Raw genomic sequence first — 13,595 nt, 5'->3', positions numbered from 1 at the left:
CCGTAACCGACGTTTGAGCTGCCGTTCCCGAGGCACTACCGGAACACCAGACGCTCGTCGAAGGAGAATGCGGTGTCTTCCGGAATGTTGGCAGTGGTGGTTATCGCGGTGATAGTCGTCCTCGCGCTGTTAGGCCTGTTGGTTTGGCCGATGCTGCGCCGGCGACGGCTCCGGGAGAAGTTCGGGCCCGAATACGACCGGACCCTTCAGGAAACCGAGGATCGTAAAGCCGCCGAACGTGAACTGGCGCAGCGGGAACGCCGTCACTCCGAACTCGAGCTGCGGGAACTCCCGCAAGAACGCAAAGAGCAGTACCTGACGGAGTGGGCGGGAGTCCAGGAACAGTTCGTCGACCATCCGGCCGAGGCCGTGGTGGCCGCCGACCGGCTCGTCACCACCATCATGGCCGAACGCGGCTACCCCACCGAAAGCTATGACCAGCAGGTCGCGGACCTGTCGGTGGAGCACGCCGCCACCCTCGGCCATTACCGGGCCGCGCACGAGATCGCGACGCGTCGCGACGAGAACGGCGCCTCCACCGAGGAAATGCGGACCGCGATCGTGCACTATCGCGAACTCTTCCAAGACCTGATGAACGGCCACTCCCAGCACAGTAAGGACCTGAAGTAATGAGCACCAAGCACGTCCACGGCGTCCAGCCCTCGGATTCCGATACACCCGCAGATGATTCGACCTACACCAAGCCCCATGACGCCGAGGAAGACCAGCCGATGCCCGGTGACGACCCGGACCGGTGGTCCGGCACGCACCGCTCCGACGAGACCGCCGAATCGGGATCAACCGAGACACCGCAGACCGCTACATCCCAGTCGGCCACCGAATCGGAATCCACCGAGCGGCCGGATCAGGCACAGTATCGCCACGAAGCGGAAACCCAGGAAAACCTGGCCGTTCAGCCGGATCATGATTACGACGCGACCGCCGAATCCGAAAGGCGCGAGCCGGTATCCGCTGAATCCGGCACATCGGGGTCAGCATTCGCCGGATCCGACACAGCCAGGCCCGCATCCGCGGAATCCGAAACGGCCGGGACCGCGTACGCGGCATCCGAAAGCGACAGGCCCGCATCCGCGGAATCGGAAACCGCTGGGCCGATATCCGCCGGATCCGACACAACCAAGCCCGTATCCGCGGAATCCGACGGCGATGCCAGCGGCCCGCTGTTCGCTGACGACGAGATCGACCGACTACGCACCGAATGGCGCGAACTCCAGGGCAATTTCGTCGACAACCCCCACGACGCCGTCACCCGAGCCCAGGAACTGGTCTCGGAAACCATCGACCACCTCACCGCCACTTACGCCGAACGCAAACAATCCTTGGCAGACCGCTGGACCGATAAAGCCGATACCGAAGACCTCCGGCACGCCCTCCGCGGCTACCGCGCCTTCTTCAACCAATTGCTGACCACCGGCCCGTCCTGAGCGACCGGCTCGTCGCACGCCTCGCACACCCTCTGTGGATCACACAGAGGGTGTGCGTATGTTTGGCACCGATGCGGTTGGCGGCGGACGTAGGTGGCTCTCGCGCGGGGCTCGTGGACGCCATAGGCTGACGCGGTGATTTCCGGGCGGACAATGGTCGACGGGCGTTTCGAGTTGATCGAGCCGCTCGGCAGTGGGGGTATGGGGACGGTGTGGCGGGCACTGGATGTGATGCTGCATCGGGAGGTGGCGCTCAAGGAGGTGCGGCCGGATGTGTCGCCGGGGGCCAGTTCGCCGGACGTGCAGCGAGAACGGGTGCTGCGGGAGGCACGGGCGCTGGCGCGGATAGGGCACCCGAATGTGGTGGCGGTGCATCACATCGTGAACTCCGCGGCCGAGGCGCATCCGTGGATCGTGATGGAGTTGGTGCGGGGGCAGAGCTTGGCCGATCGGCTGGCCGCAGGACCGCTGCCGGTGGGCGTCGCGGCACGGCTGGGGCGGGGCATCCTCGCCGGACTGCGTGCCGCGCACGCGGTGGGGGTGCTGCACCGGGATGTCAAACCCGCGAATGTGATGCTGCGCGAAGACGATTCGCCGGTGCTCACCGATTTCGGGATCGCCGCCATCGACGGATTGAACGGGCTGACCTCCACCGGGCACCTGGTCGGGTCGCTGGAATACGTCGCGCCGGAACGACTCGGCGGACAAGAGGGGCATCCGGCATCGGATCTGTGGTCGCTGGGTTTGGTGCTCTACGTCGCGGTCGAGGGTTTTCATCCGATGCGGCGCGAAACCACCGTCGCGGTGCTGGCGGCGGTCCTGGCGGGCGAGGTTCCGCCGCCACGACGCGCCGGGCCGTTGACGCCCGTCCTGGCAGCGCTGCTGGTCGCCGATCCGGAGCGGCGCCCGTCCCTGGAACAGGTGGATCAGCTACTGGCACAGGCGATTTCCGCGACCTCCACACCGTCGATGCGGCTGGACGCGATACCCCAGCCGTTTCCCGGGCCGGAATCGACGACCCGCAGTTCGGTCGATCGGTCCGGACCGCCGTCGCTACCGGGTGCGCGGTACGCGCCGGCGCAACCCGTTGACGCGCAACAGCTCTCGCATGCACCCCGACCGCCTGAGCGCCGCCGGAATGTTCTCATCGTCGGTGGAATCGCGGCGTTGCTGATCGCTTCGGCCACCGTGCCGATAGCGATGTGGACGGCCTGGCCGGACACTTCGACAGCGCAACCGTCGGCACCGGGCACACCCAGCGCCACCCCCGGCCCGGCCACCGACACGGAAACCGCGGCCCCCGCCCCCACCGAAAGCACGAGCCTGCTGACCCCCGACGGTATCCGGCAAGCGATCGCGTCGATCGAAAAAGCCACCGGCAGCACCGAATTCACCGATACGGTGATCTATCCCGACTTCATCAACACCGGGGTCCCCGTGCCGAACCGCCCCACCGTCTACGACTCCTATAATTTCAAGCGCGAGAACTCCGTAACCACCCGCATCGGCCCCGGCGGCACGCTCACCGACCCCACGATCCGGCTCAACACGATCAATTGGGACCTCGTTCCCGGGCTGTTCCGTACCGCGGAGGAGAAGATCGGCCTCCCGAACCCCACCAAGCGCTACATCATCGTCGACCACTGGTCCTTCAACGATGACAAGCCCACCCTGCGGTTCTATCTCGCCGACGACTACGACGGCGGCTACCTGGCCGCCGCCCTCGACGGCACCGTGGTCCACGTGGTCCCCGTCGAACGCTGACACAGTCGGACCCGGACACAACGGTGCGGGTGGCGATCGCGTCGCGACCACCACCCGCACCGGATCCCGTCAACGGTTCTGATAACCGGACTGACGGGCCTCGTCGATATCGGCCTCGGCCCGCGCCTTTTCGGCGGCGGCTTCCTTCTGCGCGGCCTCACGCTGCGATTCGGCCTTGTCCTGCTGGGCGCGGCCCTCTTCCTTGAGGCCCTCGTTGCCGGTGACGATCCCGGCGGCCTCCTTGGCCTTACCCTTCACGTCCTCGACGACGCCTTCGATTCCTTCACGGGGACCACTCTGATGCTCGGGCACAACTACCTCCAATATCAGGCAACGGCTGACAATCTGGGCATACCCGTCTCACGAAAGCGAAACATCTCCCGGTAAGTGGCGCGGGCCACAGCACCGCCTAGGGCGCGATGCCCATGCCCTCCGCCAGCAGCGGCCACGACTTGTGCAGAGCCGTTTCCCAATACGGCCAGTAATGCGTGCCGACCGGGTCGAATTGATAGGTCGCCGGGATGCCCAGGGCATCCAGACGGTTCTTCAGGTTCACCGTGCAGGCGTTGGTGGCGCCCTCGATGATCATGCCGAGGCTGAGGTTGACCGCGCCCATCGGCCCGGGCGCCTGGTTCAGGTAGTACATGACGTCCGCGGCGACCGGGATGCCGCTCCCGCTGGACAGGTAAAGCTTTGTGCCACGCAGCTTTTCGGCATTGATGACCGGGTCGTTCTGCACCCACAGCGGGCTGTCGTCAGGTCCGTACATGTTCTCGGTGTCACCACCGGCCCAGGTCTCGACCGAGAGTTTCACGGCTTGCCTGCCGATCGGGTCGGCGATCTGCGCGCAACCGCTGTAGGCGGCGACCGACTGCCACAGGCCCGGCTTGGCTTCGGCCAGTTGCAGCACCGAGGTACCCGAGGTCGACAGGCCCGCCAGCGAGTTGCGGCCGGTCGAGTTCAAGGTCTTGTCCAGCAGCGGCGGCAGTTCCTCGGTGAAGAAGGTCTGCCACTTGTTCACGCCGAGTTCCGGGTCCGGCTTCAGCCAGTCGGTGTAGTAGCTGCCGCGCCCGCCGATCGGCAGGACCACATTCACCGGTTTGCCGGCCAGGAATTCCAGCGCGTCGGTGCGGGCCTGCCAGCTCGCGCTGCCTTCACCACCGTCGAGCCCGCTCAGCAGCCAGATGTTCGGTGCCGGGGTCGACTCGTCGGCCGGGCGCTGCACGTAGACGGGAATCTCGGTGTCCATCGCGGCCGAATACACCGTCAAATGCCAGTCGCGGCCCTCTTTGACAATGGAGGTCACGGCCGAGGGCTTTTCCGGGGCCGCCGAAGCGGTGCCACCGAGCAGCGTCGTCGTCAACGCGGCGGTGAGTGCGACCGCGGCGATGTTGCGTAGGGCAGAAAGCTTCACCGCATCTAAGTCTGTCGCCGACACCGAGCCGTTACGCGACAGTGCTGTTGATCACCAGCGCGACCGATCAGGAATCGAGAAGCTCGAACCGGTGCCCCGCGCCTAACGTTGTCGTCAACGGCGAAAACGCCGAAAGAGCTGGTAATTCGGTTCGATGGTGACGGAGGAAGACAATGTCGGAAAAGCAGCGTAAAGCCGGTACTCCCGGAGCGTTCTCGATCTGGATGCAGAAGAAGATGAATGCCCGGATGAATCGTAAGGTGCGCCAAGGCAAGGGCGGGTTCGCGGGCATGGAGGTGCTGATACTGAACACCATCGGCGCGCGCAGCGGCGCGCCCCGGGAGACCCCGGTCGCCTGGTTCGACGACGGCAGCGGCGGCCGGCTGGTCATCGCGTCCGGCGGCGGCAGTCGGAATCCCGCCTGGTACACCAACCTGATGGCGCATCCCGACCAGGCGACCATCGAACTGCCGGGCAGCGATGGTCCGCTCCCGGTCCGCCCGCAGCGGCTCGAGGGCGCCGAGCGCGAACAAGCCTTCGAGATCATCACCACTGCTTCACCGCGGATCGGCAAATACCAGAGCAAATCGGACCGGGAATACCCGGTGGTTCGGCTCGCCCCGCTCGCATAGGGCGCTTTTGTCAGGACACCTTCCGCAGCTGGAAATCCCGATCGTCGGGTGCGGCCAGCATTGTTTCCATGGTGCCGCGGTCGAAGGGCAGCAGATCGATGGCGCCGCCTTCGGTGAAGTACCAGGAATTGCAGCCGGTGTTCCAGACGGTCGGGCCCAGCGCCTCGGTGACTTCGGCGGCGAATCGGTCGGTGGCCGCTTCGGTGACCTCCACGGTGTCGAATTCGCCCGCCCGCCAGCGTGTGATCCAGGCGGTGATATAGCGGGCGGTGACTTCCGCGGCGTGATGCAGCGGAATCGAACCCGTCGGCGAATTGGGGCCGAGCACCGTGAAGAAGTTGGGAAAGCCGGGCACAGCGGTCATCCGGTAGGCCCGCGGGCCCTTCGCCCAGGCCTCGTCGATCGAAAGTCCGTCGCGGCCCACCAGATTCATCGGACGCATGTAATTGTGCGCCTGGAAGCCGGTCGCGAAAATGATCAGGTCGACGGTGTGCTCGCGACCGTCGGTGGTGCGGATACCGGTCGAAGTCACGCGCTCGATGCCCGCGGCGACGAGTTCGGCGTTGCGAGCGCTCAGTGCCCGATAGTAACTGCCGGACAACACCTGTCGCTTGCACAATGGCTCGTAGTCCGGGGTGAGCTGGGCCCGCAATTCCGGGTCGCGGACCTGGGCGCGCAAGCTCAGCCGCGCGTACTCTTGGACCGCGCGCCGACGCCAGCTGGGCCGGGTGACGACATCGGTGAACACCTTCGCCCCCAGCATGCCCGCTCGGTAGAGCGTCTTGTTGACCTCCGGCAACCGATCCAGCACCGCGCCGACAATGCCCGGCTGCGGCAGCCACATCGGCGCCCAGATGACCCACTGCGGGCTGCGCACGAAATGCGTGAGCCGCGCCGCCTCCGGCTGTAGTGCCGAAACCACTTGCACACCAGTGGATCCGGTGCCGATGACCGCGATCCGCCGGCCCGCGGTGGGCACGGCATCGTCCCAGCGGGCGGTGTGCAGCACGTCGCCCTCGAATGCGTCCAAGCCGGAAATCTCGGGCATGGCCGGATGGTGCAGCACGCCCGTCGCCGCGATGACGAAGTCGGCTTCGTGGACGGCCCCGTCGCCGGTCTCCACGCGCCACCCGGTCCCGGTGAATCGGGCCGCCACCACTTCCGAGTTCAACCGCACCTGCGCGCGCAGGTCGAATTGGTCGACGACATCGGCGAGATACCGCTGAATCTCCGGCCCCGGCGCGAAGACCTGCGACCATTTCGGATTCGGCGCGAACCCGAACTGGTAGAGCTGCGACGGCACATCACAGGTCAGGCCCGGGTAGCGGTTCCAATGCCACACCCCACCCACGTCGGACCCCTTTTCCAGGATCACGAAGTCATGAAGTCCGTTGCGCTGCAAGGTAATAGCGGCGGCTATCCCGGAGACGCCGGCACCGATGACCACAATGCGCGGCTCGCGAGGCACGGTCCTCACCGGCCCACCGCCGCAGCCGCCGACCGACACCTCATCATGCCCAACCTCCTCGTTGGATACTGCCAGTATTCGAATACTGACGGTATTTCGGATGGCGGGGTAAGTCAATCCGCGCGCCAGGTGACCCCGCACAGGGCGGTTTGCTGATCAACGCGACGGGTAGGACCTCGATAGTCCGATGGCGCCGAATCCAGGAGGTAACGATGCAGATCGGGTACAAGCTGGCCGCGGAGGGTTTCGGGCCCAAGGAGCTGATCCGGCAGGCAGTCCGCGCCGAAGAAGCCGGTTTCGACTTCGTCGAGATCAGCGACCACTTCCACCCCTGGCTCGACAACCAGGGCCACTCACCGTTCGCCTGGACCGTGCTCGGCGCGATCGCCGCCGAGACCGACCGCATCGGGTTGGCCACCGGCGTCACCTGCCCTACACTGCGCTACCACCCCGCCATCGTCGCCCAGGCCGCCGCCACCCTGGCGCTGGTATCGGACGGCCGCTTCACTCTCGGCGTCGGCTCGGGCGAGCGGCTCAACGAGCACATCGTGGGCTTGGAGTTCCCCGACGCGGTGCGGGTGCGGCAGGCAATGCTGCGCGAAGCGCTGGAGATCATCCGGCTGCTGTGGTCCGGCGGCTACCAGTCCTATCAGGGCCAATACCTGCAACTTTCGGATGCGCGAATCTTCGATCTGCCGGATCAGCCGCCGGTGATCGCGGTGGCGGCCGGTGGTGAATCCGCGGCGAAGCTGGCGGCCGAGCTCGGTGACGGCCTGTTCACCACCGAACCCAAGCCCGAACTGGTGGAGCATTATCACCGCGCCGGCGGAGACGGCCCCCGCTACGCCGAGGTGCCGGTGGCGTGGGCGCCGGACGAGCACACCGGCGCGAAGGCGGCCTGGGAGACCTCACGCTGGGCCCTCGCCGGTTGGCCGGTGATGAGCGAACTGCCCAACCCCAAGAACTTCGCCGCCGCGAGCGCCACGGTCCGGGAAGAGGACATCCTCGAACAATTCACCTGCGGCACCGACCCGGAACGGTTCGTGTCGGCCGTCAAGCAGTACACCGACGCCGGTTACGACCATCCGGTTCTGCAAAACGCAGGTCCCGACCCGGACGGTTTCATCGAGTTCTATCGCACCGAACTCGCCGATCGGTTGCACGCCTTGGAGCCCGCGAATTCCAAGGTGCGCGCCTGACCTCGTGCACATGCACAAGAGCCGGGGCCCAGCGTCGGAAGTCTGCCGATAGCGCCCGGCTCGCACATCCTGTGTGCTGAATCCGAAGCGCTGGACAACTATGTCCGGCCACACAGGAACAACGGGGTTACTGCGAAATGGCCAGGAACAATCTGCGACGACTGGCCTTGGCGCTGGTGTCGGCGTGCGTGCTGACAAGTGCGGGCGGCGTGGCGGCCGCGCAACCGGGGCTGCCGGTGTTTCCGCCGGATCAGAATCAGCTCCCGCAATTGCCGGCGGAACCGCAGCTGTACGACATGCTGCCGATTCCGACGCCCGCCGAGGATTCCTGGTACGACGATCCGGTCGATCTCGAATCGTTCGCGCCCGGTGCGATCGTGCGCAGCCGAGAGGTTCAGACGCGGCTGCTCGGGATTCCGTTCCCGGTGTATACGAAGCAGTTGCTGTTCCGCTCCAACGATGTGCACGACAATCCGATCGTGACTGCCACGACGGTCATCGTGCCCGGTATCCCATGGTCGGGCAGCCAGCGTCCGGTGGTCTCGTTCCAGGAGGCGATCGATTCCACCAACTCGACCTGCAACCCCTCCTACACGCTGCAGGCCGGCACGATGAAAGAGGTGGCGCTGGTCCAGTATTGGCTGATGCAGGGCTTCGCGCTGAATGTGCCCGACTTCGACGGCAAATTCAACACCTTCAATACCTATGCCGAAGGCAAGATGGTGCTGGACAGCCTGCGCGCCATGAAAAATGAAGCGAGCCTTGGCCTGAGCGATTCCGGCATCGCCCTCTACGGCTATTCCGGTGGCGGATCGGGTTCCATTCGGGCCGCCGAATTGCGGCAGTCCTACGCACCCGACGTACGTTTGCTCGGCACCACCATCGGCGGTACACCCGGCAGCCTGGTGGAACAGGCGAAATTCGCCACTCGCCAGCAACCCGGCCTGACCGGAATCAGCAATTTCACCATGTGGCTCGGATTCGCTTCGCTGTCACGCGAATACCCGGACGCCTTCGACGCGCGGGAACTCCTGACCCCGGACGGACAGCGAATCCTCGCCGATTTCCAGCAGCGCTGCTACGCGACAATCGCCGCCACCGGCGCCTACCGGCCGATCAGCGACTACTTCCAGCCCGGCAAATCGCTGGAGAGCAGCCCTGAAGTAATGCGGGTGCTGCGGGACAACAGCCTCGGCAAGCACATTCCGGACACCCCCGTGCTCTGGTGGCACGGCGTCTGGGACGAACTGATCCCGCCCGCCCAGGTCGTGCTCCCGACCGTGCAGAGCTACTGGGACCGCGGCGCGGACCTGCGCTTCTACACCGTCCCGGTTCCAGAACACATCATCAACGCGGTCACCGGCTGGCCGCCGGCGGTCGCGTGGACCAGCGCCCTGCTCCGCGGTCTGCCGGCGGGCCCGAAGTTCATGGCGGCCTTCGCTCCCCTGCCGCCGGGGTTCCCCGGCAGCTGAATTCGACAGTGCGACACGGGAACTGTCGCACTCTTGCCACCGGCATTGCCCGGCAGCCAAATTCCACCGGTGCGGCGCGGGAACAGTCGCACTCTTGCCACCGGCATTGCCCGGCAGCCAAATTCCACCGGTGCGGCGCGGGAACAGTCGCACTCTTGCCACCGGGATTGCCCGGCAGCGGAATTCCACCGGTGCGGCGCGGGATCAGTTGCCGCTCAGCGCTTTCGACTGGGTCCGACGGGCATAAGCGCGGGCGGCGCGGACCCGGTCGCCGCACCGGGTAGAACACCAGTGGCGACGGCCGTGGCGCAGCAGGTACCGGTTGCAGGGTGCGGAATCGCAGGTGGTGAGTGCTTCGGCGTCGGGGCCGGTGAGGAGGTCGGCCGCGTCGGCCGCGAGGGTCGCGAGGGTGCGGTCGATGATCTCGTGGGGCGGGCACTTCGCCGCGCGGTGCGGGCCCCGTTCCTCGTCCCAGTACAGCAGAGCGGCGGTCGGCACCCGGACGAGCGCGTCGTTGACGGCGGACAGCGCGGCAGGCACGGGGGTCAACCCGGTCACGCGGGCGGCGAACAGGGATCGCAGGTGTTCGCGCAGCGCCCGCAGTTGGGTCACGCAGATCTCCCGCACACCGGCGTCGGGCGGGGCGAGGTCGCGATTCGTGAGCCACTGATTCGTCGCGGCCGGGGTGCCGAGCAGATCGAGGAAGTGCCCACCGGGCAGCGCGATCGCACTGTTGACGAAGTCGAGCGCGAGGTAGCGCTCCGCACCCGGCGCGGGCGGGAGCACCGACTCGGCCACGCGGCTTCCACTCATGAGTCTCATGGTACTGCTTGCATTTATCCGTGATAAACGCCTACTGTCCTCACGGATACACAAGCTTTCATCCGTGAGGAGTTCTCGCCGTGGCCGTCGGCACGAAGCATGCGCACATCCCCGTTCAAGTCATCGGCGGCCCGACCGCCCTGTTCGTATACGGCGGGCTGCGGTTTCTCACCGATCCCACCTTCGACGAGCCGCGCGAATACCGGCAACCAGGCGGAGTATTGACGAAGACCGCCCCGGCCACGGCCGCCCATCTCGGTCGCATCGACGTCGTGCTGCTCTCTCACGACGAACACCCCGACAACCTCGATATTTCCGGCCGCGCCCTGCTCGCCGATGTCCCGCTCACCCTCACCACACCCGGGGGCGCGAATCGCCTCGGGCACAACGCCAAGGGATTGGCCGACTGGGCGGCGATCGAGCTCGACCGGCCCGGCGGCGGCACGATCACCGTGACGGGCGTGCCCGCCATCCACGGTCCCGGCACCCGCGCGGAAGTCGAACCCGTCACCGGTCAGGTAGTGGGATTCGTGCTGACCGGAACGGGCCTGCCCACGATCTACGTCAGCGGTGACAACGCCTCACTCGACGCCGTGCGGGAGATCGCCGATCGCTGTGGACCGGTGGACACCGCCATCCTCTTCGCCGGAGCACCGCGCTTTCCGATCCTGTTCGACGGCGAACCGCTCGTCCTCGACAGCGCGCAGGCCGCGGAAGCCGCCGAACTGCTGGGGGCGCGCCGCGTCGTTCCAGTCCACTACGAGGGTTGGGCCCATTTCACCGAGGGCCGTGCCGAATTGACGGCCGCCTTCGCCGCCGCCGGACTCGCGGACCGCCTGGACCTCGGATGACGACGTCCACGACCGTGCGGGGCGAGGGATTGCCGCACGCGGCGCAGCGCCGCGTCCTGATCGTTCTGGTCGCCGCCCAGATCCTCAGCGGAGCCGGGCTCGCGGCCGGAGTGACCGTCGGCGCGCTGCTCGCGCAGGACATGCTCGGCTCCACCGGCCTGGCCGGTCTGCCCAGTGCGCTGGGCACCGCCGGTTCCGCGCTCGCGGCCGTCGCCGTCGGTCGCATCTCGCAAGCGCGTGGTCGCCGTCCCGGGCTGGCGGCCGGGTATCTGGCGGGCGCTATCGGCAGCGCGGGTGTCGTAGTGGCCGCTGTCGCGGGCAACGCACCGCTGCTGTTCTTCGCGCTGTTCGTCTACGGGGCGGGCACGGCCACGAACCTGCAAGCCCGGTACGCCGGAGCCGATCTCGCCGCCCCGGCGCACCGCGCCCGGGCCGTGTCCACGGTGCTGGTCGCCACCACGCTCGGCGGCGTGGTAGGCCCGAATCTGACCGCCCTGACCGGAGATCTCGCGAAAACCCTTGGTATTCCCTACCTTTCCGGGCCTTTCCTGCTCGCCGGGACCGCCTACGCGTTAGCCGCCGTCGTGCTGGCGGTCTGGTTGCGTCCCGACCCACTGCTGCTGGCGCGCGCACTCGAAGCCGAACGCGTCGCCGCGGAGAAACAGTCGGGCACAACGCCTCTCGTCACCACACCGCACCGCGCCGGTGTGCTGGCCGGTGCGCTGATCATGGTGCTGACTCAACTGGTCATGGTGGCGATCATGACCATGACGCCCGTGCACATGCACGAGCACGGTCACAGCACCGCCGCGGCGGGCCTGGTGATCGGAATCCACATCGGCGCAATGTATTTGCCGTCGCCCGTGACGGGCCGGCTCGTCGACCGCTACGGCCGGCTACCGATCGCCGCACTCGCCGGACTGACGCTGCTGGCCGCCGGGATCGTTGCCGCCGCCGCGCCCGACGACTCCCTCGTCCTGTTCGCGGTGGCCCTCGCATTGCTGGGTGTGGGCTGGAACTTCGGCCTGGTCGCCGGCACCGCGCTGCTCACCGACGCGGTCCCGCTGGCTACCCGCGCCAAAACCCAAGGCCTAGTAGATGTTTCGGTCGCCATCGCCGGAGCCACCGGCGGCATGGCGTCGGGTCTTGTCGTCGCGGCGGCAGGTTTTCCGCTCTTGGCGCTCGGCGGCGGCATCCTGGCCCTGGCCATCCTGCCCGCGGTCGTTGCCGTCCGGTTTCGCTGAGCGCCGGTGTCAGTGGTCGTGTCAGCGCGGTGACTGCCCCGTGTCAGGACAGCGGGCGATTGTTGTTCTCGTAAGCAGTTCACCGGCGAACACACCGCCCGGACACCGAATCCCAAGGAGCAACCGCCATGTCGATCACCCTCACCACCCAGGACAAGACCACCCTGCGCACCGCCGCCTACGGCGCCGTCTCCCTGATGGCCGCCGCCGACAGCACCGGCAAGCCGCACAAGACCGCCACCGAAGGCTCCATCGCCCTGTACTCCGCGACCGGCCTGGTCGGGCACGTCCTCGCCGCCAAGTCCAAGGACATCAAGCTGCAAGGCAAGTCCGCCGCCGAACTCGCCGACCAGGTCCTGCCCGCCCTGACCGCCGCCATGTCCCTTCTCGGACAACAGGATCCGACCGAAGCCGCCAACTTCCGCAACACCGTCCTGGTCGCCATCAGCGCCGCCACCCGCCCCCACCAAGGGCCCACCAGCCCCACCCTCACCGAGATGTCCCGCAAGATCACCGCCGCCCTCGACGCCGCCTGATCTTGCCCGCCCATCCCGATCGAGCCCCGCCCGGAGTCACCGGGCGGGGCTCGCTCGTGCGGTCATCAACCCGAGTCACCGCACTCTTACTCGCCGCGGTTCCTGTTCCACAGCTGATGCGTCAGACCGCTGGATGTGCTGATGGACTCGACACTGAACCGCTCTTCCAGGCCGGCGAGGTGATCCCAGATCCGGACACCGGCACCGAGCACGATCGGAACGATCGCTATGTGCAGAAAATCGATGAGATCGGCCTGGAGGAACTCGCGCACGGTGGACGGTCCGCCGCCGATCCGGACGTCCAACCCGCCGGCCGCGTCTTGCGCCAAGCGCAGCGCCTCCTGCGGCGAGGCGTCCACGAAGTGAAAACTGGTGCCGTTGTCGAACTCGAGTGTTTCGTGCGGGTAATGGGTCAGGATGAAAACCGGGGTGCGGAAGGGCGGCGCATCTCCCCACCATCCCCGCCACCCGTCGTCCGGCCATTCCCCCGCCTGCGGGCCGAACTTGCGCCGCCCCATGATCTCCGCCCCAACCCCTTGTCCCCACATGCTGAACATGGCGCGGTCCACGGTCACCGGTTCCTCGACCCCGTGAATGCCGTCGATGACGCGCCCATCGAATTTGCCGAACAGCGCCGCCGCTCCCCCGATCGGCGCATCGAACGTCACGTGATCCCCGGCGGCATACCCGTCGGAGGAGACGAAAAGGTTGTGGACTCGTGTCCGGGACATACAGGCTCCGATACAAG

At 66.9% G+C, this 13,595-nt stretch carries 14 protein-coding genes; 9 read left to right on the top strand and 5 right to left on the bottom strand.

Translation table 11 applies throughout. From position 1 onward, the window contains the following. Nucleotides 1-72 precede the first annotated feature (72 nt). The 3 genes from BJ987_RS10790 (at nt 73) to BJ987_RS10780 (ending at nt 3,209) form a co-directional block, all read left to right on the top strand. Nucleotides 73-630 (top strand): hypothetical protein, encoded by a 558-nt coding sequence (locus BJ987_RS10790; RefSeq protein ID WP_307869565.1) that lies wholly within the window; start codon nt 73-75, stop codon nt 628-630. After that, complete coding sequence (locus tag BJ987_RS10785) at nt 630-1,445, top strand: prolipoprotein diacylglyceryl transferase (RefSeq protein WP_209887640.1); 816 nt, start codon at nt 630-632, stop codon at nt 1,443-1,445. The genes BJ987_RS10790 and BJ987_RS10785 overlap by 1 nt, the downstream gene beginning before the upstream one ends. 135 nt (nt 1,446-1,580) lie before the next feature. Then, nucleotides 1,581-3,209, top strand: coding sequence for a serine/threonine-protein kinase (locus BJ987_RS10780; protein WP_209887637.1), 1,629 nt, complete (start codon nt 1,581-1,583; stop codon nt 3,207-3,209). A 69-nt stretch (nt 3,210-3,278) separates the two neighbouring features. Here BJ987_RS10780 and mbp1 read toward each other — a convergent pair whose 3' ends face one another. Further along, nucleotides 3,279-3,521 carry a microaggregate-binding protein 1 gene (gene mbp1, locus BJ987_RS10775; protein ID WP_209887634.1) on the bottom strand — a complete coding sequence of 81 codons (243 nt, stop codon included), beginning with the start codon at nt 3,519-3,521 and terminating at the stop codon, nt 3,279-3,281. Between the two features lie 97 nt (nt 3,522-3,618). Then, a complete protein-coding gene (locus BJ987_RS10770) occupies nt 3,619-4,623 on the bottom strand; it encodes an alpha/beta hydrolase (RefSeq protein WP_209887631.1) in 1,005 nt (334 codons plus the stop codon). Between the two features lie 173 nt (nt 4,624-4,796). On the opposite strand from BJ987_RS10770, the gene BJ987_RS10765 reads away from it, so the two are divergent. Further along, nucleotides 4,797-5,255 (top strand): nitroreductase family deazaflavin-dependent oxidoreductase, encoded by a 459-nt coding sequence (locus BJ987_RS10765; RefSeq protein WP_209887628.1) that lies wholly within the window; start codon nt 4,797-4,799, stop codon nt 5,253-5,255. A 10-nt stretch (nt 5,256-5,265) separates the two neighbouring features. Here the strand turns inward: BJ987_RS10765 and BJ987_RS10760 are convergent, their stop codons facing one another. Then, nucleotides 5,266-6,732 carry a flavin-containing monooxygenase gene (locus BJ987_RS10760; RefSeq protein WP_209887625.1) on the bottom strand — a complete coding sequence of 489 codons (1,467 nt, stop codon included), beginning with the start codon at nt 6,730-6,732 and terminating at the stop codon, nt 5,266-5,268. Nucleotides 6,733-6,935: 203 nt separating this feature from the next. Between BJ987_RS10760 and BJ987_RS10755 the strand changes: the two genes are divergently transcribed. Both BJ987_RS10755 and BJ987_RS10750 read left to right on the top strand, forming a co-directional pair. Next, nucleotides 6,936-7,922 (top strand): TIGR03557 family F420-dependent LLM class oxidoreductase, encoded by a 987-nt coding sequence (locus BJ987_RS10755; protein WP_209887622.1) that lies wholly within the window; start codon nt 6,936-6,938, stop codon nt 7,920-7,922. A gap of 137 nt (nt 7,923-8,059) precedes the next feature. Beyond that, nucleotides 8,060-9,394: a lipase family protein gene (locus BJ987_RS10750; protein WP_209887620.1), complete on the top strand. Its 1,335-nt coding sequence runs from the start codon at nt 8,060-8,062 to the stop codon at nt 9,392-9,394. A gap of 204 nt (nt 9,395-9,598) precedes the next feature. Here the strand turns inward: BJ987_RS10750 and BJ987_RS10745 are convergent, their stop codons facing one another. Beyond that, nucleotides 9,599-10,207, bottom strand: a complete 609-nt coding sequence (locus BJ987_RS10745) for an ABATE domain-containing protein (RefSeq protein ID WP_209887617.1) — start codon at nt 10,205-10,207, stop codon at nt 9,599-9,601. An 89-nt stretch (nt 10,208-10,296) separates the two neighbouring features. Between BJ987_RS10745 and BJ987_RS10740 the strand changes: the two genes are divergently transcribed. From BJ987_RS10740 to BJ987_RS10730, 3 genes are all read left to right on the top strand, one after another. After that, on the top strand, nt 10,297-11,067 hold the full coding sequence (locus BJ987_RS10740; RefSeq protein ID WP_307869564.1) for an MBL fold metallo-hydrolase: 771 nt from the start codon (nt 10,297-10,299) through the stop codon (nt 11,065-11,067). Then, nucleotides 11,064-12,311 carry an MFS transporter gene (locus BJ987_RS10735; protein WP_209887614.1) on the top strand — a complete coding sequence of 416 codons (1,248 nt, stop codon included), beginning with the start codon at nt 11,064-11,066 and terminating at the stop codon, nt 12,309-12,311. Before BJ987_RS10740 ends, BJ987_RS10735 begins: the two co-directional genes overlap by 4 nt. A 128-nt stretch (nt 12,312-12,439) precedes the next feature. Beyond that, nucleotides 12,440-12,847, top strand: a complete 408-nt coding sequence (locus BJ987_RS10730) for a hypothetical protein (protein ID WP_209887611.1) — start codon at nt 12,440-12,442, stop codon at nt 12,845-12,847. An 86-nt stretch (nt 12,848-12,933) separates the two neighbouring features. Here BJ987_RS10730 and BJ987_RS10725 read toward each other — a convergent pair whose 3' ends face one another. Further along, nucleotides 12,934-13,578: a dihydrofolate reductase family protein gene (locus BJ987_RS10725; RefSeq protein WP_209887608.1), complete on the bottom strand. Its 645-nt coding sequence runs from the start codon at nt 13,576-13,578 to the stop codon at nt 12,934-12,936. Nucleotides 13,579-13,595 lie beyond the last annotated feature (17 nt).

This window comes from Nocardia goodfellowii (assembly GCF_017875645.1).
Taxonomy (GTDB): Bacteria; Actinomycetota; Actinomycetes; order Mycobacteriales; family Mycobacteriaceae; genus Nocardia; species Nocardia goodfellowii.
This window is presented reverse-complemented; position numbering and strand designations above follow the sequence as displayed.